The organism is Deltaproteobacteria bacterium, assembly GCA_019912665.1.
In the GTDB taxonomy this organism is placed as follows: Bacteria; Desulfobacterota; GWC2-55-46; order GWC2-55-46; family GWC2-55-46; genus UBA5799.
In genome coordinates this window covers 340,389-358,060 of sequence record JAIOIE010000006.1, presented here as the reverse complement: position 1 = coordinate 358,060, position 17,672 = coordinate 340,389, and the positions used below count along the sequence as shown (strand labels likewise).

At 58.5% G+C, this 17,672-nt stretch carries 18 protein-coding genes and 1 pseudogene; 8 read left to right on the top strand and 11 right to left on the bottom strand.

Features of this window, described 5'->3' with window-relative positions; all coding sequences use genetic code 11:
- Positions 1-97: 97 nt before the first annotated feature.
- The 11 genes from K8I01_01735 to K8I01_01685 form a co-directional block, all read right to left on the bottom strand.
- Complete coding sequence (locus K8I01_01735) at positions 98-1,096, bottom strand: polysaccharide biosynthesis tyrosine autokinase (GenBank protein MBZ0219143.1); 999 nt, start codon at positions 1,094-1,096, stop codon at positions 98-100.
- A 10-nt stretch (positions 1,097-1,106) separates the two neighbouring features.
- Positions 1,107-2,147: an AAA family ATPase gene (locus tag K8I01_01730; GenBank protein ID MBZ0219142.1), complete on the bottom strand. Its 1,041-nt coding sequence runs from the start codon at positions 2,145-2,147 to the stop codon at positions 1,107-1,109.
- Positions 2,140-3,696, bottom strand: coding sequence for a hypothetical protein (locus K8I01_01725; protein MBZ0219141.1), 1,557 nt, complete (start codon positions 3,694-3,696; stop codon positions 2,140-2,142). Before K8I01_01725 ends, K8I01_01730 begins: the two co-directional genes overlap by 8 nt.
- Positions 3,684-4,838: a hypothetical protein gene (locus K8I01_01720; GenBank protein MBZ0219140.1), complete on the bottom strand. Its 1,155-nt coding sequence runs from the start codon at positions 4,836-4,838 to the stop codon at positions 3,684-3,686. The genes K8I01_01725 and K8I01_01720 overlap by 13 nt, the downstream gene beginning before the upstream one ends.
- Positions 4,828-5,454: a polysaccharide export protein gene (locus K8I01_01715; protein MBZ0219139.1), complete on the bottom strand. Its 627-nt coding sequence runs from the start codon at positions 5,452-5,454 to the stop codon at positions 4,828-4,830. The genes K8I01_01720 and K8I01_01715 overlap by 11 nt, the downstream gene beginning before the upstream one ends.
- Before the next feature lie 92 nt (positions 5,455-5,546).
- The gene (locus K8I01_01710; GenBank protein ID MBZ0219138.1) at positions 5,547-5,897 is read right to left on the bottom strand and encodes a PilZ domain-containing protein; all 351 of its coding nucleotides are present in this window, start codon (positions 5,895-5,897) and stop codon (positions 5,547-5,549) included.
- 266 nt (positions 5,898-6,163) lie between these two features.
- Positions 6,164-7,363, bottom strand: a complete 1,200-nt coding sequence (locus K8I01_01705) for a type II secretion system F family protein (protein MBZ0219137.1) — start codon at positions 7,361-7,363, stop codon at positions 6,164-6,166.
- A 6-nt stretch (positions 7,364-7,369) separates the two neighbouring features.
- Positions 7,370-8,920: a type II secretion system ATPase GspE gene (gene gspE, locus K8I01_01700; GenBank protein MBZ0219136.1), complete on the bottom strand. Its 1,551-nt coding sequence runs from the start codon at positions 8,918-8,920 to the stop codon at positions 7,370-7,372.
- Positions 8,913-10,898, bottom strand: a complete 1,986-nt coding sequence (gene gspD, locus K8I01_01695; GenBank protein MBZ0219135.1) for a type II secretion system secretin GspD — start codon at positions 10,896-10,898, stop codon at positions 8,913-8,915. The genes gspE and gspD overlap by 8 nt, the downstream gene beginning before the upstream one ends.
- A gap of 155 nt (positions 10,899-11,053) precedes the next feature.
- Positions 11,054-11,926 carry a PDZ domain-containing protein gene (locus K8I01_01690; protein ID MBZ0219134.1) on the bottom strand — a complete coding sequence of 291 codons (873 nt, stop codon included), beginning with the start codon at positions 11,924-11,926 and terminating at the stop codon, positions 11,054-11,056.
- Positions 11,927-11,957: 31 nt separating this feature from the next.
- The gene (locus K8I01_01685; GenBank protein MBZ0219133.1) at positions 11,958-12,593 is read right to left on the bottom strand and encodes a response regulator transcription factor; all 636 of its coding nucleotides are present in this window, start codon (positions 12,591-12,593) and stop codon (positions 11,958-11,960) included.
- Between the two features lie 272 nt (positions 12,594-12,865).
- Here K8I01_01685 and gspG point away from each other — a divergent pair, with 272 nt between their 5' ends.
- From gspG to pilO, 8 genes and pseudogenes are all read left to right on the top strand, one after another.
- Positions 12,866-13,303: a type II secretion system major pseudopilin GspG gene (gspG, locus tag K8I01_01680; GenBank protein MBZ0219132.1), complete on the top strand. Its 438-nt coding sequence runs from the start codon at positions 12,866-12,868 to the stop codon at positions 13,301-13,303.
- Positions 13,304-13,324: 21 nt separating this feature from the next.
- Entirely contained in the window at positions 13,325-13,939 is a 615-nt protein-coding gene (locus K8I01_01675) for a prepilin-type N-terminal cleavage/methylation domain-containing protein (protein MBZ0219131.1), read from the top strand.
- Positions 13,932-14,270 (top strand): type II secretion system GspH family protein, encoded by a 339-nt coding sequence (locus K8I01_01670; GenBank protein MBZ0219130.1) that lies wholly within the window; start codon positions 13,932-13,934, stop codon positions 14,268-14,270. Before K8I01_01675 ends, K8I01_01670 begins: the two co-directional genes overlap by 8 nt.
- Positions 14,227-14,340: pseudogene (locus tag K8I01_01665) on the top strand (prepilin-type N-terminal cleavage/methylation domain-containing protein). The gene K8I01_01670 and the pseudogene K8I01_01665 overlap by 44 nt, the downstream one beginning before the upstream one ends.
- A complete protein-coding gene (locus K8I01_01660) occupies positions 14,314-14,838 on the top strand; it encodes a type II secretion system protein GspJ (protein MBZ0219129.1) in 525 nt (174 codons plus the stop codon). Before K8I01_01665 ends, K8I01_01660 begins: the two are co-directional and overlap by 27 nt.
- Before the next feature lie 74 nt (positions 14,839-14,912).
- Positions 14,913-15,797, top strand: coding sequence for a type II secretion system minor pseudopilin GspK (gene gspK, locus K8I01_01655; GenBank protein ID MBZ0219128.1), 885 nt, complete (start codon positions 14,913-14,915; stop codon positions 15,795-15,797).
- 4 nt (positions 15,798-15,801) lie between these two features.
- Positions 15,802-17,109, top strand: coding sequence for a hypothetical protein (locus K8I01_01650; GenBank protein ID MBZ0219127.1), 1,308 nt, complete (start codon positions 15,802-15,804; stop codon positions 17,107-17,109).
- Positions 17,110-17,170: 61 nt separating this feature from the next.
- The gene (gene pilO, locus K8I01_01645) at positions 17,171-17,671 is read left to right on the top strand and encodes a type 4a pilus biogenesis protein PilO (protein MBZ0219126.1); all 501 of its coding nucleotides are present in this window, start codon (positions 17,171-17,173) and stop codon (positions 17,669-17,671) included.
- Position 17,672: the final 1 nt, after the last annotated feature.

The window sequence follows — 17,672 nt, the reverse complement described above, 5'->3', positions numbered from 1 at the left end:
CGCTTGAGCGAGCCCGAATGAGTGGTAGAATTCCGCATATCCGGCAAAAGCCTGGCTTGTCCATTTTTCATCCTCCCTGCGAAGCGCTTTCGCCCGGTCAGTAGTAGTACTTTTTCATGTGGATCTCGTCGGCCCCGTTCAGGACGACTCCCATTATATTCTTGACCGGGAGCGAGTTTACCGCCTTCTTGACCATGTCCTTGGGGGTGCTCCCGGCCTTGACCACGAGCAACAGCCCATCCACCATGCGCGAGAGTATGTTCATGTCGACGAGCGGCAGAATAGGCGGCGAATCCACTATGACGTAGTCGAAATGCGCCTTCACGTTGTCGAGGACGCTCCTCATGCTCTGCGAGTCGATGAGGACAGAGGAGTTCTTGGCGCTCGCCCTCGCGGGCAGGAAATAGAGGCTCGTGTCCTCGAGCCTGTTTATCGCGCTTCGGAGGTCCGCGTCGCCCTTGATGACGTCGATGAGGCCGGAAAGGCGCCCCATGTTGAGATAGCTCGACGATATGGATGGGTTCCTCAGATCGTTCTCGATGACGAGCACCTTCTTTCCGAACTCGGTAGCCATGAGCCAGCCCAGGTTGAGAGAGGTGACTGTCTTTCCCTCTCCCTTTATCGCGCTCGTGACGGCTATGGTTTTGTATGAGTGCTTGAGACTCAGCTGCTCGAGCCTGGTGAAGAGGATACGGTATCTTTCCGCCACCATGGGCTCGTTCGTTTCCATTATCGCGAGCTGCTGCTTCAAGCCCAGCCTGTCCCTGAACATCCCGGTCTCGTTATACTCTTCGAAGGCGTCCTTCTCCTCTGCGATCGCGGTGCCCCGTTCGCGGGGGGGAGGGGAGGCGACCATGCCTCCTATGTGCTCGTCATATGTCTTTCTCTTGACCGGGTCGGCCAGGGTCTCGTAAACGTCCTCGAGCTTCTTGAGCTTCTCCTGGCGCTCTTCCGGCGAGTAGAGGGAGTAGAGCGCCATGGAGTCGCCGCTGAAAAGCTCCTTGGTCCTCCTGTACGCTTCCTCAATCTCTTCCATGCCGGCCGTGCTCGGTATTTCCAGGAACTCGTAATGCGTCTTCTCGCTCTTCTCCCTCATGGGGGCACCTTTATATTTGGAATGTTACCTGCTGTGCAGCCCTGTTCTTTTCAAGGAGGCGTACGAGGCAGCCGTCAATGGATTTTGCGGCAGCGGAGTTCGTGAAATAGACCGATAGCGGGCGCCTCGTCCTTATGGATTCCCCGACGGTCTCCTCGTACCCGACAGAGCCTATGTAGTCTATATCTACCCCGAAATAATCGCTGCACGCGTTCTGTATGGCTTTTCCGATCTTCGCGTCCTCGCCCCTCTTCGTCTGGTTGACTATCATGGAGAGGCTCGTGCTCTTCAAGTCCTCCTTGAGCATCCTTCCCTGCTCGAAATCGAGCCTGATGAGCTGGTCCGTTATATCTGCTACGGTCTTGACCCTCTGGGACCACTTGTCGCTGAATATCCTCTGGAGGAGGTCCTTCAGGACTCCGTCAGGCTGCGAGTCGGCGATGGTCTTTATCTTCCTCAGGAAAAGGCACTTGAGGAACCTGTAATTGTTCTCTATTGTGGTCGGCTCGGGTGTAGAGACGATTATCCCTTCGTTCGACATAAGGAACATGTCCAGGAAGTTCGAAGACGTGCCCGGTCCGACGTCCAGGATGGCGTAGTCGTACTCGACCTTCTTCAGTGCGTCCCTGAGTCTCCTTATCTGCGAGCCCTTCACCTCCGGCACGTCGAGGGCGTCCTTGGCGCCGCTCACCAGGTCGAGGTTCGGGAACGGTGTCTTCTGTATAAGGGACTTGAAATCAGAGACCTCGTCCTTAAGGAAGCTCGACAGGGCCGTCCGACCGCCCTCGACCCCGAGGAAGGTGTGCAGGTTAGCGGCCCCGAGGTCAGCGTCGACCAGGAGCACCTTCTTACCCTGTTTCGAGAGCGCGATTCCCGCATTGGAGGCAATGAGGCTTTTTCCCACGCCCCCCTTGCCGCCGCCGACAGCCCACAGACGCGTCCCGAATGGCGAGGCTGTGCTTATAGGCCTTGAGAAGACCTGCGGCTCTGCCGTGTCGATACGTTCCCGCTCGCCTGAAAGGAACCTTTTGAACCAGTCGAATTTAAGCACTCTTTTTCCTTCCCTTTATGACCTTGAATTTTTGCCCCTGTCTTCCGTCGTTAGCCGGAAAGAGAGGTATGCTGGAGAGGACCGGGGAATCTATAATGCCCTCGAAGTCTTCAGGCTTTCTGAAAGCCGGGTTAATGAACTCGAAGAGGAATACGAGCCCGGTCCCGAACGCGCCGCCCGCGAGGAGCCCGATCGCCGCGACAAGGGGCTTGTTGGGGTAATCCGGTGTCTCAGGCAGGTTGGCCGTGTCCACGATCCTGAACCTCGCGCCCTTCTGCCTCTTCTCCAGGTTTTCGGCGAGGCTCGCGTTCATCTTTTTCTCGAGGAGCCCCTGGTAGTTCTGGAGCGATATCTGGTAGTCGCGGACGAGATCGATCTGCTGCTGCTCGACCTGCGGCGTAAGCTCTATCCTCCTCTGGTACTCGTCGATCGACGCACGCAGCTCCGATTCGCGCTGCCTGAGCGTAGTTATCTGGGATTTTATGGCCATGAGCTCGCCGTAAACGGGGTTCATGACCTCCGAAGGCCTCGCTTTTTTCTCGGCGGGCTCGGGTTCAGTCGAAGGCTCGGCCGCAAGCCTGGTCTCGAGCTCCTGTATCCTCCTTTTGAGGATAAGGACGTCCGGGTACGTCTCCTTGAAGTTTGAGAGTAGCATCGAGAGCTCGGCCCTGGCGCTTTCAAGCTCCACCTCGAGGGTGCTCCTTACGGCAGGCGACACCGCGTTCGGCGTCGGCGTGTATCTCAGCTGGTCCTCGAGCACCTGCCTTCTGTCAACGCTGTGCTTCAGGTTTACGGAGACGTTCTGGAGATCGAGCTGGAGCCTGTCCAGTGTGCGGAGGTTGGCCTCGAGCTGCTCCGGGAGCGTCCCCATGTGCGCCTGCTTGAAGTCCTTTATCTTCTGCTCTATCCGGGCGAGTTCCTCCTGTGATTTTTCGAGCTCGCTCGATATGAACTCGGTCGTGCCCTCGGCGTACTGCTCCCGCACCTTGAGGTTTTCCTCGATGAAAAGCGAGGCGAGGGTGTTGGTCACCTGCATCGTGGTCTGGGGCTCGGTTCCGATGTAGGTTATCGTGAACGCGTTCCCGCCGGTCTGCGGCTTCTTCGTGTTCGTCTCTCCGATGACCATGAACTGGATGTCCTCGCGCATACGGCTGATGATGTCGTCCGGCGTCCTGTCCTCGATGTCCTCTCCGGTGACGAAGGCCAGCGCCCTTGAGAAGATGCTCGGCTTGTGGTCTTCGTAAAGCCTGAACTCCCTTATTATCTGGTCGAGCCGCGTCCTGCTGAGTATCTGCTGGCTTATGAGGTTTAGCCTCTGGCTGAAAGGCGTCCTGTCCGTGGGCGTTACGTACTCCTCAGGTATCTGCTGCTCCTCTACCACTATTAGGGTCGTAGAGCTGTATTTCTCCTGGAGCTCGAAACTCAACACCAGCCCCGCAACGGCGCCGACGATAAGCGGCGCAATGAAAAGCCATTTCCTGTGTATGAAGACCGTCAGGTGGTCGATTATCGTCTTCCCTGGCTGCTCCATGGCGTTTAGAACCTCCACTCTCCGCCTGATAAGGTTATGTTGACGAATATCTTGTTTCTCCTGAGCCCGGTTCCGAGCCCGTCCTCGGTCCACTGGCGGTAGTGCGACACGCCAGCGCCAAGCCTTATCCATTTGTTCGGCTGCCAGTTCCCGGAGAGCTCGGCGATGTACGAGCGTATGTCTACTTCCTCATCGGGTTCGGATTTATGGCTTGCAAGCCCTGCGTATATCGAGGAGGAAATGTTCCTCCTCACAGTGAAGTCCCAGATGAATATCACCGAGTCCCTGAGGCTTATCTCGTCCGTGAGCCCAGTTGGCGTGGATACGTCCCTTACGAACGAGAGCGTTAAAACGGAGTCCTTCAGGTTCTTCATTATCCCGGCGTTTGCGGTAAGGAAGAGGTCGTCTCCGTCCAGCCCGGTAGCGTACTCGGCGCCTCCTGAGAGGTTCACGCTCATCGTGGGCGAGACCGCCTCCTCGATTCCCGCCATGACCCCGTGCGTCCTGATGTGCTCCCGTTCCGTATCGAAACTGTAGACCGAGTGGGTATACGAGAGGCTTGCCGTTCCGTTCGGTCCGTACCTGTAGCCTCCCGAGAGCGTCCCTGAGTCCGTCCGGCTGTCGACGAGGTCCGGGTTTTCGAACTTCTGCACATAGTTCCTCATTGTGAGCGAAAGGCTCGTGTTCTTCGTGGTTTCCCGGCCTATGCTCAGGTGGACGTTATTTGCGAGTATGTCCGTCCTCGTTACAAGCACTCCCTCTTCGAAGCCCAGCGCCCGGAGCGAGTCCTCGGAGTAGCTGAAGCTGTCGCCGGCCCCCAGGTGCCACCTGCTTGTGAGGTCCGTTGAGAAGGATACCCCGGCCCTGTGCGAGATATTGTTGAGATCGGAGTTTCGAGCATGGAAATCGGCCGAAAGTCCGTAATTCACGTCCAGCTCATAGGTCTTACCGGTCCTCCTCAGGTTGAACCCCGGCATGACCGAGGCTACGTAGTCGCCAGGCTCGTCATCCTCCTCGTCGTCAATGAACCGGACGTTGGAATCGTACCTGAAGTCCAGCGTGACCGAGGGGACGAAGGAGTTGTTCCGGGCTTCCGCGCGGCACGGCATCACGAGGAGCACCGCCGCCGCTCCGCTCACGATAGCCGCTTTAGCGTACAAAGATGGTGTCTCCAGGCCTGAGGACGAGGTTTTTGTCCTTCTTCGCGTCCTCGTCGACTATTTCGCTGAAGCGGATCCTCGTCTTCTCCACCTCTCCGCCCCTGCCTTCCCTTACGAGTATGATGCTGTTCGACGCGAACTGGCTCATGCCGCCTGCCATGGCTATGGCCTGAAGCACGGTCGTCTTCCTCGACAGGTTGTAGGTGCCGGGGTTCAAGACCTCTCCGAGGACGAATATCCTGTAGCTCCTCACCTCCTGGACAATGACGGAGGTGACTACCGTCTCCTGGTATTCCTTGAGCGATTCGTTGATGTTGTCCCGGAGCTGAAGGGGCGTAAGCCCGGCCGCCCGCATATCGCCTATAAGGGGAAGCGAGATCATGCCGTCAGGCCGCACTGCCACGATCTTCGAAAGGTCGGGGTTCTTCCATACGGCTATTTCCAGGATGTCCTCTATGCCGATTACATAATCGGGGTCCTTCGAGAGTTCCGCACTCTTTGCCTCCGCTGCCGTTTTAGTCCCGCCCTGGGAAGCGGCAAGCGCTCCGGCCGCGAAGAGCATGAGTACGAGGGACGGGATAAGGACCAGGAAGAGCTTAGGGATATAAAATGTCATTTCGTGAGACCTCCGGTTAAGGATGACGCCGGTTTGAGGCGGCTTGAAAACGGGCTCTGACCGGCTTGAAAAAGCTGGCGGCCGATAATACATCAGAGGAGCTTCAGGCCCGCAGAGGTCAGGGACCTCGTTACCCTCCTTGCCCAAACGGTCCTGGCCTGCTTCCTCAAATTCAGCTCTTCAATGCATACGTCCAGCATGGAATCGGTTTCAAGGGATGTCGAACCGTTAAGGACTATACCTGCGCCGGATTCCGAAAAGTCCGTCGTCAGCGCCTTGTAGACCGAGCCGTTGACCGAAAGGAGGAGGTCCATCTCCTTTTTCATCCTGTGCGTCGACCTTCGCTCCGCAAGGTATACCCCGCAATGAGGACACCGCGCCCGCTCGTTACCGAAGGCCATGAAAAAGGCTTTATAGCATTCCGGGCAGATTCTGAGCCTCATTTCCCCGTGCTCTGTAAAAAGATTGACGTGAACGTGTCAATTGTTTTTCCAAGCGCCTCAAAACTAAGGATAGCCCACTGCCGCGGTAATACAATCCATCCGACGGATGAAAAAGGGTATTAAAAAGGACTACAACTCGGGTTGCTCTGAAGGGCGCCTTGGCAGCTGCGGGTCAATTGAATGGAATGGTGGATTGTTTATGGCAGTGTGTATGTGAGATGGATGAGGGTAGGGGAAGTTAAGGCCGGAACAAAGGTCCTGGATTGCTAACGGATGACCTGGTTGAGCTCGAATATGGGAAGGAGCATCGCAAGGACTATGAAGCCAACGACCATTCCCATGATAAGGATGAGGGCAGGCTCAAGGAGGGCGAGGCTCTTTTTTACCCCGTTTTGAAATTCCGAGTCGTATGCCTCGGCGGTCCTGATGAGCATCTCATCGAGGTTCCCGCTCCTCTCGCCGACTCCTATCATGTGTACGACGACCGGCGGCAGGACGCCGGAGTTCTTGAGGCTCGCGGAGAGGGGCGCGCCGCCTGAACAGTCCTTTATTGCCGCTTTCAGTATGTTTCTGTACACGCTGTTATCGACCACCTCGGCGGTTATCTCCAGGGCCTTGAGGAGCTGGACCCCGCCCTTAAGAAGGCTCCCTAGCGTGCGGGCGAGGCTCGCGATGTGGAAGGACGCAGCTATCGGGCCGAACCACGGAAGACGTAGAAGGAGCGCGTCGAGCAGGGCCTTGCCTCTGGGCCGTTTTAGCTGGCGCGCCATGAACCAGGCGGCCGCTCCTCCCCCGGCTATCATCACGTGCCAATAGGCGGCGACCAGGTCCGCCATGCTCAAAAGGAGCACCGTTATTAACGGAAGCTCCGCGCCGGTGTCGGAGAATATGCGGGCTATCTTGGGTATGACAAAGATGAAAAGAAAGAAGACTACCGATGCGCCCACGAGGGTCATGAGCGCAGGATAGGTGAGCGCTGCCCTGACCTCGACGTTTATCCTTGCCCTTGTCTCAAGGTAGTCGGCGAGCCTCGGAAGGACGCTCTCGAGAGAGCCGCTCGCCTCGGCTGCGAGTACAAGGCCCCTGTAAAAAGGCGTGAAGACCTCCTTTTTTTCTTCTAGGGCCCTGGCCAGGGAACTCCCGCCGGTTATGGACTCCTTGATGTCAAGTACCGTCGAGCGGAGCTTCGGAATTTCCGTATTCTCGGCGAGGACCGAGAGCGCCTCGGTAAGGCTCGTGCCTGCGGCGACGAGTGTTGCAAGCTGCCTTGTGAACGCGGCGAGCGCCCCTGCGGGCACCCGGCCAGAAGCGCGGCCCTCTCTTCCTGCTGCCGGCCTTTTGACCTCGATTGGGAAAAGGCCGCTCGTCTTGAGCGACTGGACCGCCTCGCGCTCGCCGGCGGCGTTTATCTGCCCTGCGACCGCATTACCGTTCCTGTCGTATGCCCTATAACTGAAATTCGGCATTCTGCTCTAATTCCCGTCTTCCCTCGTTACCCTTAGCACCTCTTCAAGGCTCGTTACGCCCAGGGCCGCCTTTTCCAGGCCGTCCTCCATCATGGTCTTAAGCCCCTTTGAAAGGGCATGCCGCCGGATGGTGTCGGCGTCCTGGTTCCTGAGTATGAGCGGCCGGAGGTCCGGGCCAGGCACCAGGAACTCGAAGATGCCGCTCCTTCCGTAGTACCCGGTCTGGAAGCATTTCTCGCAGCCTCCCGCAGCGTAAAGGAGCTTCGGCGGCGTCCTGAAGAGTTTCGTTTCGGAGTCCGACGGCGCGTATCCCTTTTTACATGAAGGGCATAGGACCCTCACGAGGCGCTGCGCCAATATGCCGGATATCGAGGAGGCGACGAGGAAAGGCTCGATTCCCATGTCAACGAGTCTCGTCACGGCGCTCGATGTGTCGTTCGTGTGGAGGGTAGATAGGACGAGGTGCCCCGTGAGCGAGGCCTGTATCGCGATCTCCGCCGTCTCCCTGTCCCTTATCTCTCCGACCATGATGACGTCCGGGTCCTGCCTGAGTATGGAGCGGAGGCCGCTTGCGAAAGTGAGCCCTATCTTGGGGTTCACGTGCACCTGGCCGATGCCCTTTAGCTGGTACTCTACAGGGTCCTCGATCGTTATGATGTTCCGCGTAGTCGAGTTTATGGCGCTTATGGCCGAATAGAGCGTCGTAGTCTTTCCCGAGCCCGTCGGGCCGGTAACGAGTATTATTCCGGAATTGCGGGCCAGGAGTCCTTCGAGGGTAGATACCTGCCCGGGGTTGAGCCCCAGCCTGTCGAGGCTTATTATTTCGGCCTTCCGGTCAAGGAGCCTCAAGACCGTCCTTTCGCCGTAGGAGGTGGGTATGACCGAGACCCTGACGTAAACGTCCTTTCCAGCGACGAGGAGCCTTATCTTCCCGTCCTGCGGAAGCCTCTTTTCAGCTATGTCCAGGCCGGCCATTATCTTTACCCTGCTCGAGAGCGCCTCTTGTATGGACTTGGGAGGGGTGAGGGCCGGGTAGAGGACGCCGTCTATCCTGAACCTTACCTCCACTTCCTTCTCGTACGGCTCTATATGTATGTCGCTCGCCCTGTCCTTCACGGCCTTGAAGAGGAGCGAGTTGAGGAGTTTTATTATGGGCGCCTCGTCGGCGAGGTCTATGAGGTCCTTCGGCTCCTCCCACGACGTCGAGAGCGCGTCGAGGCTTTCCGCGCCGATGCCGTCCATAACGTCCTTCGCCGAGCCTGAAAGCCTGTCGAAAAACCTGTTGATGGCGTCGTTCACAATGCCCTCGTCGGCGAAGACCGGCCTTACCGGGAAACCCGTTATCCTCTCAAGCTCGGCAACGGTAAAGATACTCCTGGGGCCCGCGAGGGCCACGAGCAGGTGGCCGTCGCTGACCTTAAGGGGCATGACCATGTTCTTCTTTACGTAATTAAGGGAGACCTTTTCGAGTATCGACGGGTCCACGTACTCGTCCCTTATCTCCTTTATGCGGTGGAACCTGCCCTTCGGCATGGCCTCGAATACGGCTTTATCCATCGTTTCCGGTCCTCTCTTCGCTTTCGGCTGGGCCGCCCGGCCTGTCCTCTTTGAGGGCGTCCGGCCCGTTCATGTCGAACTCCATTTTCTTCCTGTCCCTCAGGTCTTCGAGCCCCTTGAAGTCCTCTATGATGTACGGGGTTATGAAAACGAGGAGATTGGTCTTCTGGGTCTGGTCCCTCTTCGATTTGAAGAGCCACCCAAGGAGCGGGATGTCGCCGAGGAGCGGGACTTTCGTGGTGTTGTTCGTGCTCCGGTTCTGTATGAGACCGCCTATTACCACGGTCTGGTTGTTCTTCACCACTACGCTGGTCGATGCGCTCCTCTTTGTCGTGATGATGTCCGAAGCCCCTCCGGTCCTCGTTGGAGAGATGGCTGAGATCTCCTGGTAGATGTCGAGGCGGACGAAGTCCCCCTCGCTTATCTTGGGCCTTATCCGGAGCCTTATGCCCACGTCCCGCCTCTCTATCGACTGGAGCACGGGCTGGCCCTGTGTCGTCGGCTGCCTTTCGAGGCTCGAAAGGAAGGGCACGTTCTCGCCGACCATTATCTCGGCCTCCGAGTTGTCGCTCGTGAGTATCTGGGGTGTCGAGAGGACGTTTACGATGTCCTTGAACTCGGAGAGGGAGAAGAGGACCGCGAACCCCGGGGCAGTGAGGTTGAAGGTAGTGCCGTCGGCCCTCGTCACCGGTATCGTAAGGAGGTTCCCGAGCCCCCCGACCGTAAGACCGGCAAGCCCGTTAAGGATGTTCTGGACTGCAGTCGCGTCTACGACACCAACGCCGCCTATGGCCACGGGCTCGTTGTCCTTCTTGGCCGTTAGCCTGAACCTTGTGCCGAGCTCTATGGCCTTGTCTACCGTGACCTCGGTAATCATGGCCTCGACGAAGACCTGCCTGGGCCTCCTGTCGAGCATCTCCACCACCTGTATTATGTTCCGGTAATCGGCAGGGGAGGCCATGATTATGAGGGCGTTAGAGGCCCTGCTCGGGGTTATCCGTATGGAGCCGGTAAGCTCCTGCGTGATCCGCTGGGCCCCCGGCGGCTGCTCGGCTGCGGGCGCGGCCCCGGGCCTCAAGAGCGCGTCAAGCACCCTCGCGAGGTCTTCGGCGTCCGCGTTTTCGAGATAATATACGTTTATGCGGCTGCTTGCCTCGGGCGGGGGCACGTCAAGGAGGGCGATGAATTCCTTGTAGAACTCCCTGTCTTCGAGCGCGTCGGAGAGTATTACCGCGTTCAGCCGTTCATCGGGGATTATCGAGCTATCGGCATCCTCGCGCCTTATGCCGGTCCTTCTCTGCTCCTCGCGGCGGAGTATCTGGGCTACGACCTCGGCCTGCGCGTACTTGAGATATACGATCTCCGGCTCTGTAAGGGCCGCTGGCGCGTCCATCGTCGTGAGTATCGTGAGTATTTTCTCGATGTTGTTGGCCGTGTCTACGAGGAGGAGGGCGTTCCGGGTGCCGAAGACGGATATCTGGCCATTTCTTGAAATAAGCGGCTGGACCGCGGAGAAGGCGTCCTGCACCGGGATGTAGCTCAAAGGCACAAGCCGCACTATGTACTCGTCGGGCCTTGCGGCCTGAGGGTCGCGGACGACCGGCGTGCCGCTCTGCCTGGCTGCCGACGCCGGTATTATCTTGTAAAATCCGTCAGCCTCGATGAGCGTAAAGTTCTTGATCTCCAGCGCGGAGACGAAGATGTTCAGGGCCTCCTCGCTCGTGAGCCTCCCCGGGGCTATTATGGTGACCCTCCCCCGGAGCGTTTCGTCGTAGATGAAGTTCTTCCCGGTTATCTCGCTCATTATCCTTACGAGCGAGGCGATCTCCACGTCCACGAAGTTCAGGGTTATCTCTTCGGCCCGGCCCCTTTGCTCCTGTCCTTCGGCGCTCCGGGAAGCCGCATGTGAAGTGATAAGAAGGACTAAAAGAAAGAGAAGGTATATATGGGCCGTTTTGCCTGTTTTCATGAAGTTCATGAGGTGCCTTGGTCCGGGCCCGCCGGTCTGGGTTCGGGACAGCTCTGGATTTCCGAGAGCACGGCTGTGTATCCGGAGGCGAAAACGGCTTGAAAGGTAAGCTCAAAAGCCTGGACTTTGATTATAACACACAATTTTCTCTAAGGCCCTTCACCTTACTGGATGGAATATCGGAAGCTTCTCGGCTGGCCCTGCCTGATTACGCCGAGGTCGAAGCTGGTTTCGCCCTTGAGGGCCGAGAGCACCTGCACGGCCTTTTCAGGGGAGTCTATCCTGTAGCCGTTGATGCTCGTAAGGACGTCGCCGTCCTTCAGGCCTATTGCGTCGAAGACGCCCCTGGGCTTTATCTCGGATACGAGGAAACCCTGGACCGCGCCGTTCGAGACCCTCGGCGTAAGCCTGGCATCCGTCATTATCCTGCCCATGTCGCCGAGCGCGTTCTCAACGGCACCCCTTTCTATGACCCAGTCCTTCTCGGTTATCTGCCTTGAGTAGGCCAGGTCCTTATCGGGCGGGGCTTCCGCGGCGCTTTTTTTCCCCATGGCCGAGAGGGATTCCGGTATCTCCTCGATAAAGACCCTGTACGCGGCTTCACCAGAGCCGGTGGATACCACGGCCCGTCCCGGAGAGACCGACATGAGTACGCCCGAGCCGAAGACGCTGTCGCCGACCTTGAATACCGATTCCCCTTCCGTGCCCTCCTTGCTGAAGACGGCGAAGCCCTTGGCCCCGGTATATGTGCCGATGAGCTTGAGTTCGGGCAAGGGGGCCTCCGGGCCTGCCCCGGCCGGACCCCGGAGTTCTATCTTTGTTAGTTTCCCGGCCTTACCTGGGTAAATGCCATTCTCGACGACGGCCGCGTACTCCTCGAAAGCGGCTTCAGCCCTGGGCTCCTCCGGCAAGGTGGCCGCGGCCTGAGGCCTGGGCTTCGGCTGGTATCCGAGCAAAATGTAGTCCCTGGCGAGGAGCCCGAGTAGCGGAAACGCGGCAAGCGCCAACACGATATTGATTATCCTTATCCTTGACATCCTGTTACGGCTTTCTACGGAAGGCCCGGCCTCATTTTCCAGGGAAGAACGCTTCCCTGGCTGCCGGGTTCCTTATCGAATAGTTTATGAGCTGGGACCGGGTGGTGATCCCCAGCTTCTTGAATATCCTGTGGAGGTGCGTCTTCACCGTAAGCTCGCTTATCCGGAGCTTGTCGGCGATCTCCCTGTTCCGGAGGCCCCTCCCGGCAAGTGCCACTATCTCCCTCTCCTTCGGGGAGAGGACCTCGCCCCTGTCCTTTTTGAGCCTGTTTACGCTCCAGAGGAGGTCCTTTACGGTCGCCTTGTCCATCCATATGTCGCCTGCGGCAACGGACCGTATGGCCTTTTTGAGGACGGCCGGGCTGGCTTCCGAAAGGAGTACGCCCTTGAGGTTCCTGGCTATTATCGCGGATATGATATTGTCTTTGCCGCAGTCGGTGTCGAGCAGTATGAACCCGTTCTTCGTGGAAGGGTCGAGCTTCTGGAAAGAGCTGTACAGCGTGGGGAAGTCGGTCAGAATTACATCGGCGGATCCGATGTCGCCGTCGAGAATTTCGTTTCCGGCGGAGATGTAGTCGGCCTCAAAGTCGTCTTCGTCCTCCAACAGCCTGGTCACGCCTTCGGAGAAAAGGTCGTTGCTGAATACGACCATTACCCTGATGCTCATCGAGCCCCACCTCTCTGGTTGTTGTTCGACTTTTCGCTTACGGAGGCAAACGGCCGGGACAACATTCGGCAGGACTTCTCAGACCAAGAATAGGAGGTAAAAATGCTATCTCTCTTTTGTCATCACCATCCCTTCCGGCTAAAGGGGCGCCCGCAGTTTTACCAGGCGCGGAAAGATGCAGCAGACTAATTGTAACAAAACCGGCGGGATTTTCAAGTGCGGCGAAATAAAAATTATTTGTTATCGCGGTTGAATTGATATATCATAACGACATGATGCTCAGGAACAGCAAGGGTTTTACGCTCATAGAGCTTCTTATCGTCATCGCCATACTCGGCACCCTCGCCGCGATAATCGCGCCGAGGATCGTCGGCAGGACCGACGAGGCCCGGGTCGTCGAGGCCAAGGTCCAGATGCAGAACCTCGAGACGGCGCTCAGGCTCTTCAGGCTCGATAACGGCTTTTATCCCTCGACCGAGCAGGGGCTCGAAGCACTGGTCAGGAAGCCCGAATCCGGAAGGATTCCAGCCAAGTGGCGCGACGGCGGGTATCTCGAGAAAAAGAAGGTGCCCAACGACTCCTGGGGCAACCCCTTCATTTACGCCTCGCCGGGGCAGAGCGGAGATTACGACATAATCTCCTGGGGCGCTGACGGCGCGCGGGGCGGCGAGGGGTTCGACGCGGACATAAGAAGCTGGGAGCTCGACTGAAGCCCCGGGAAAATTAAATAAATGTCTGGAATTGTACGAAGATTGGCCAAAGGCCCCCCGCGGGCCGATGGCCTTGAGAGAGTCTCCGCACACCGCTCAACACAGCGCACGCACCGCACACGCTATCCGACGCTTCCCCTCTCACACGGATTCTCACTGCTGGAACTCATCGCGGTAATCGCCGTAATCGGCGTGACGCTCGCGTTCGCTCTCCCGAGATTCCCGTCGCTCGATGGCCGCCGGCTTGAATCCGACGCCGAAAGGCTCGCTCTCCTTGCCTCGTTCATCGGTGAGAGGGCCGCTGCGACGAGGTCCCGGTACCGGCTCCATTTCGACCTCGCGGGAGCGGCGGTCCGCGTCGAAGTCTCGGCGGACGGCAAGGAATTCACGCCGGTTACTGAGCCGGTCGCAAGGGGCAGAAGGCTAAGCGCCGGCATCGAGATAGGCGAGGTCTTCAGCCCCGGACTCGGCCGTGTAAGCCGCGGCGAGGCCTTCATACCGATTACGAGCAGCGGGTCCCATCCGTTTGAGGTAACCCTTTTGTCAGGGGAGAAAAAGGCCCTCGTCTCCTATAACCCTTACACCGGGAAAGCGTCGGTATCGTATCCGGGGACAGGGGAGGGACAGGATGGATAAGAAGGGTTTCACTCTCATCGAGGTCATGATAGCGCTTGCCGTTCTTTCCGGCGCCGTAGCGCTCCTTGTTACGAGCTTCAACTACCACTTGAACGTGGCCGCAAGGAGCAGCCGCGAGGCCGTCTCGGTCGTCCTCGGCCTGCAGAAGATGGAGGAGCTTAAGCTCGACGGAAGGTTTGCGGCCCTTGACGGTGATTTCGGGGAAGGGTTCCCCGGCTATACATGGGAGCTCGCAAATGAGGACACGGAATTAAAGGGGGTAAAAAGGCTTGAGCTCAGGGTCGGCCATGACGGGTCGTTTTTCTCGCTCATTTCGTTCGTCAGGGAATAACCGAGGGTTTACTCTCATAGAAGTCCTTCTCGCGGTCTCCCTCATGGCGGTCCTCCTTGCGTCGCTTTATTCCGTCTTCTTTTCGGTGGCAGGGGCAGGGAGCAAGGCGAGCGAGGAGGCCGTTAGAAACGTGGAGGCCGGAAGGGCGCTCGAAAAGATGGCGAGCGAGGTCCGCTCCGCGTACACGAGGCGAGGCAGTCCTGTAACATTCTTCAAGGCAGGAAAGGTGAGGAGCCACTCAATGGTCTCCTTCACATTTTTTTCTTATCCTGTCCAGGCCGGGGGCGCCCCGAAAAGCGACCTTCTGGCCGTTAGCTATTCGATAGAGCGGGACGGCGGAAGGAGGCACCTGGTAAAAGAGGTGTGGAGCCCATACCTCGGCGAGAAGATAAGTTTCAGGGCGATCGAGGACATAAAGGGCTTCGAGGTGAGCCTTTTTAATGGGAAGGACTGGTCAAAGGCGTGGGACTCAGAGCTTGAAGGCTCGGTCCCCAGGGCAATGACCGTGAAGATGACCCTCGCCTCTGGGGAGGAACTGGCAATGACAGCTCCAGCCAGGATAAGATGATTTCTCAGGTTTTCTTTATAACACATCGTTTTAAGAAGGGAAAATTTATAAATCGAGAGAGCGGCCTTGCCCTTGTGACGGTCCTTCTGGTCGTGGCCGTCCTTACGGCCCTTGTAACTGATTTTATCTACAGGTCATATGTGGCCTCGTCCAGGGCTGGGGCATTGAAGGACTCTGCCAGGGCAGGCCTGCTCGCGGCTGACGGCGTCTTGCTTGCCAGGGCCGGGCTCGAGGAACTCTTGAAGAAGGAGCCGAATATCGTGGCGGACGAGGCCGGGCTGGTCTTTTCAAAGCCTCTGGAGGACGGCCTCGGCATATCGATACGGGCAATCGACGAGAGGTCAAGGACCTCTCTTCGCATAGCCTATCCCATGACAGGGGCCCTTGACCAGAAGTTGCACGGCGTCATGGTGAGGCTTCTAAGGGAGCAAAGGGCCGGAGAGGAGCTGGCGGACGCCCTTGCCGACTGGATCGACAACGACTCAACGCCCAGGCCCCGTGGGGCCGAGGAGCAGTTCTACAAGGGCCTGACTCCGCCCTACGCGCCGAGGAACGGCTTCCCTGAGAGCGTCGAGGAGATATTGCTTATAAAGGGCTTTACGCCCGAGGTCTTCCGCGCCGTAGGTGGGCACCTGACGCCGTACAGCCCGGATGGGCTCGTGAACGTCAATACCGCCCCGAGGCCGGTATTGGCCGCGCTTTCCGAGGAGATGACAGGCGAGCTTGCGGACGAGATCATCAGGTACAGGAAAAACACCCCATTCACTGACAGGTCCCAGGTCATGAAGGTCCCGGGTTTCGAGAAGGCGGGTTTCACAATACAGGACCGGATAACGACCACGAGCAATATCTGGAGGATTTATTCGAGGGCCAGGGCCGGCGAGGTCATAAGGGAGGTCGAGGCCGTGGTCCAGATCGGGCAGGCCGGGGGAGGGGTCCTCTACTGGAGGGAGATGTGAGCATATGAAGGTACTTGTGCTGGATATCGGTAGTGAGCGCGTGCTGGCCGGGGCCTTCGAGTCCGGTAAGCCGCTATCGTTTGTCAGCGCCTCAATCGAAGGGCCGGGCGACGACGGGCTCAGGGAGGCGCTATCGGAGGTACTGGACCAGGCCGACCTCAAAAAGGGAAGGGCGTTCGGACGGGTGCTGGTAAGCCTCCCGCCGAGCGAGCTCATCATCAGGGTGGTAGAGATGCCCTTCAGCGAGAGGAAGAAGGTGCTCGAAGCGCTGCCTTTTGAGCTCGCCGGGCTCCTGCACGTGGAGGTCGGCGATGTGGTCATGGACGCGGTGCCCCTCGGGGCGGGCAGGTTCCTGGCGGTAGCCGCCGAAAGGAGGCTTGTCCGCGGTTATCTCGAAATCCTGAGCTCGATGGGGATAGACCCATGCTGGATGGGCTCCGGCCTCTTCGCGGCAGACGCCCTCATCTCCGCCTCTGGCGCGGAAGGCGCCAGGGCGGTTGTCGTACCGGGCGCATTCGCGGTCGTGGAGGACGGCTCGCCCAGGCTCTTTAAGCCGGTAAGGGGCATTGAGAACGTGCATCTCGCGGCCGAATTTCTGGACGCCGAGGGCATAACGGTGGATGAGGTCCATAGCGCCGGATGGGATGCGGGGGAGCTTGCGGAGATTTTCCATGGAGCAAGGCAAACGCCTCTGGAGCTCCCTGCCGGGTGCCCGCCCGAGGCTTCGCTCGCCTTCGCGCTGGCCGTTATAGAGGACAGCGGACGGCTTGCCGAGATGGTCAATTTCAGGCGCGGCGAATTCGAGTACACGCGCGAGAAGGCCGCGAAAAGGAGGGGGCTTAAGACCGCCGCTCTTCTTGCTTCCGTCCTCGTGCTCCTCCTTGCCGGGGACCTCTACGCCAGGTACATGGGGCTTTCGGCCGAGCTCGACTCCTACAACGAGGCGCTGAGGTCCCAATACGCCGGGCTCTTTCCCGGGGAGCGGGCCGCCGCCGACCCTGTCTATCAATTGGAGACAAGGCTTCGCGGAATGGAAAAAGAGATAGCCGCGATGGGCGGGGGCGGTGGCTCCCTTGACGCGCTCCTCAGGATAGCTGAAGCCGTGCCGGACGGGGCCGGGATAAAAATTACCGAAATAGTCCTGGGACCTGAGGGCAGGGTGGTCGCCAGCGGCGAGGCCACGACCTTCGAGGACGCGAACAGGCTCAAGGAGGCGCTCTCAAGGGGGCCGCTAAAGGACGTGAGCCTGGATGAGACAAAGGCGAGGCCCGGCGGCGGGACCTCTTTCAGCATGAACGCTTACCTGAGGTGATACTCTGATGGAGCTTAGAAGCGTTTTGCCCGCTATATTGCACGGGCCAGCCGGGTTAAACATGGACAGGAAAAAGGCGTACCGCTACGCGGCCTGCATCGCGGTCCCGATAGCGGTCATCATCCTGGCCCTCTTTTTCTACGGAAGGTACGCGGACCTCAAGAGGTCTGCGGTGGCGGCCTCTCGCGACCTCGCGTCAATGGAGGCGCTCCGGGGAGAATATCTTACAAAGAAGTCAGTACTGGACTCGATGGCGGCAAAGGCCGCGCCGTCCGGGGAATCAGCGGTGGCCGTGGTCGAGGGCATTGCCAGGAGGACCGGCATAAGCGGGAAGATCAAGTCTATCAAGCCCCTTGAGGAGAAGGCCGACGCCGGGTACGCCGAAAGCCCGGTCGAGGCAAGACTCGAAGGCGTTGACATGAACGAGCTAGTGAACTTCCTCTACCAGGCAGAGCACGGAGATAGGCTCGTTGTCGTAAAGGAACTCTCGATAAAGGAGCGGTTCGAGGACAGGGACCTCGTGGACGCCGTGCTCAGGGTCTCGCTGATCTCAAAGCAGTGAT

Excerpts from the sequence above, each read along its gene's own strand:
- K8I01_01675 (MBZ0219131.1), top strand. The coding sequence starts at position 13,325 with ATGTCTGGAATTGTACGAAGATTGGCCAAAGGCCCCCCGCGGGCCGAT.
- gspD (MBZ0219135.1), bottom strand. The coding sequence starts at position 10,898 with ATGAACTTCATGAAAACAGGCAAAACGGCCCATATATACCTTCTCTTT.
- K8I01_01715 (MBZ0219139.1), bottom strand. The coding sequence starts at position 5,454 with ATGACATTTTATATCCCTAAGCTCTTCCTGGTCCTTATCCCGTCCCTC.
- K8I01_01690 (MBZ0219134.1), bottom strand. The coding sequence starts at position 11,926 with ATGTCAAGGATAAGGATAATCAATATCGTGTTGGCGCTTGCCGCGTTT.
- K8I01_01705 (MBZ0219137.1), bottom strand. The coding sequence starts at position 7,363 with ATGCCGAATTTCAGTTATAGGGCATACGACAGGAACGGTAATGCGGTC.
- gspG (MBZ0219132.1), top strand. The coding sequence starts at position 12,866 with ATGATGCTCAGGAACAGCAAGGGTTTTACGCTCATAGAGCTTCTTATC.
- gspE (MBZ0219136.1), bottom strand. The coding sequence starts at position 8,920 with ATGGATAAAGCCGTATTCGAGGCCATGCCGAAGGGCAGGTTCCACCGC.
- K8I01_01660 (MBZ0219129.1), top strand. The coding sequence starts at position 14,314 with ATGGCGGTCCTCCTTGCGTCGCTTTATTCCGTCTTCTTTTCGGTGGCA.
- K8I01_01710 (MBZ0219138.1), bottom strand. The coding sequence starts at position 5,897 with ATGAGGCTCAGAATCTGCCCGGAATGCTATAAAGCCTTTTTCATGGCC.
- K8I01_01685 (MBZ0219133.1), bottom strand. The coding sequence starts at position 12,593 with ATGAGCATCAGGGTAATGGTCGTATTCAGCAACGACCTTTTCTCCGAA.
- pilO (MBZ0219126.1), top strand. The coding sequence starts at position 17,171 with ATGGACAGGAAAAAGGCGTACCGCTACGCGGCCTGCATCGCGGTCCCG.
- K8I01_01670 (MBZ0219130.1), top strand. The coding sequence starts at position 13,932 with ATGGATAAGAAGGGTTTCACTCTCATCGAGGTCATGATAGCGCTTGCC.
- K8I01_01735 (MBZ0219143.1), bottom strand. The coding sequence starts at position 1,096 with ATGAGGGAGAAGAGCGAGAAGACGCATTACGAGTTCCTGGAAATACCG.
- K8I01_01650 (MBZ0219127.1), top strand. The coding sequence starts at position 15,802 with ATGAAGGTACTTGTGCTGGATATCGGTAGTGAGCGCGTGCTGGCCGGG.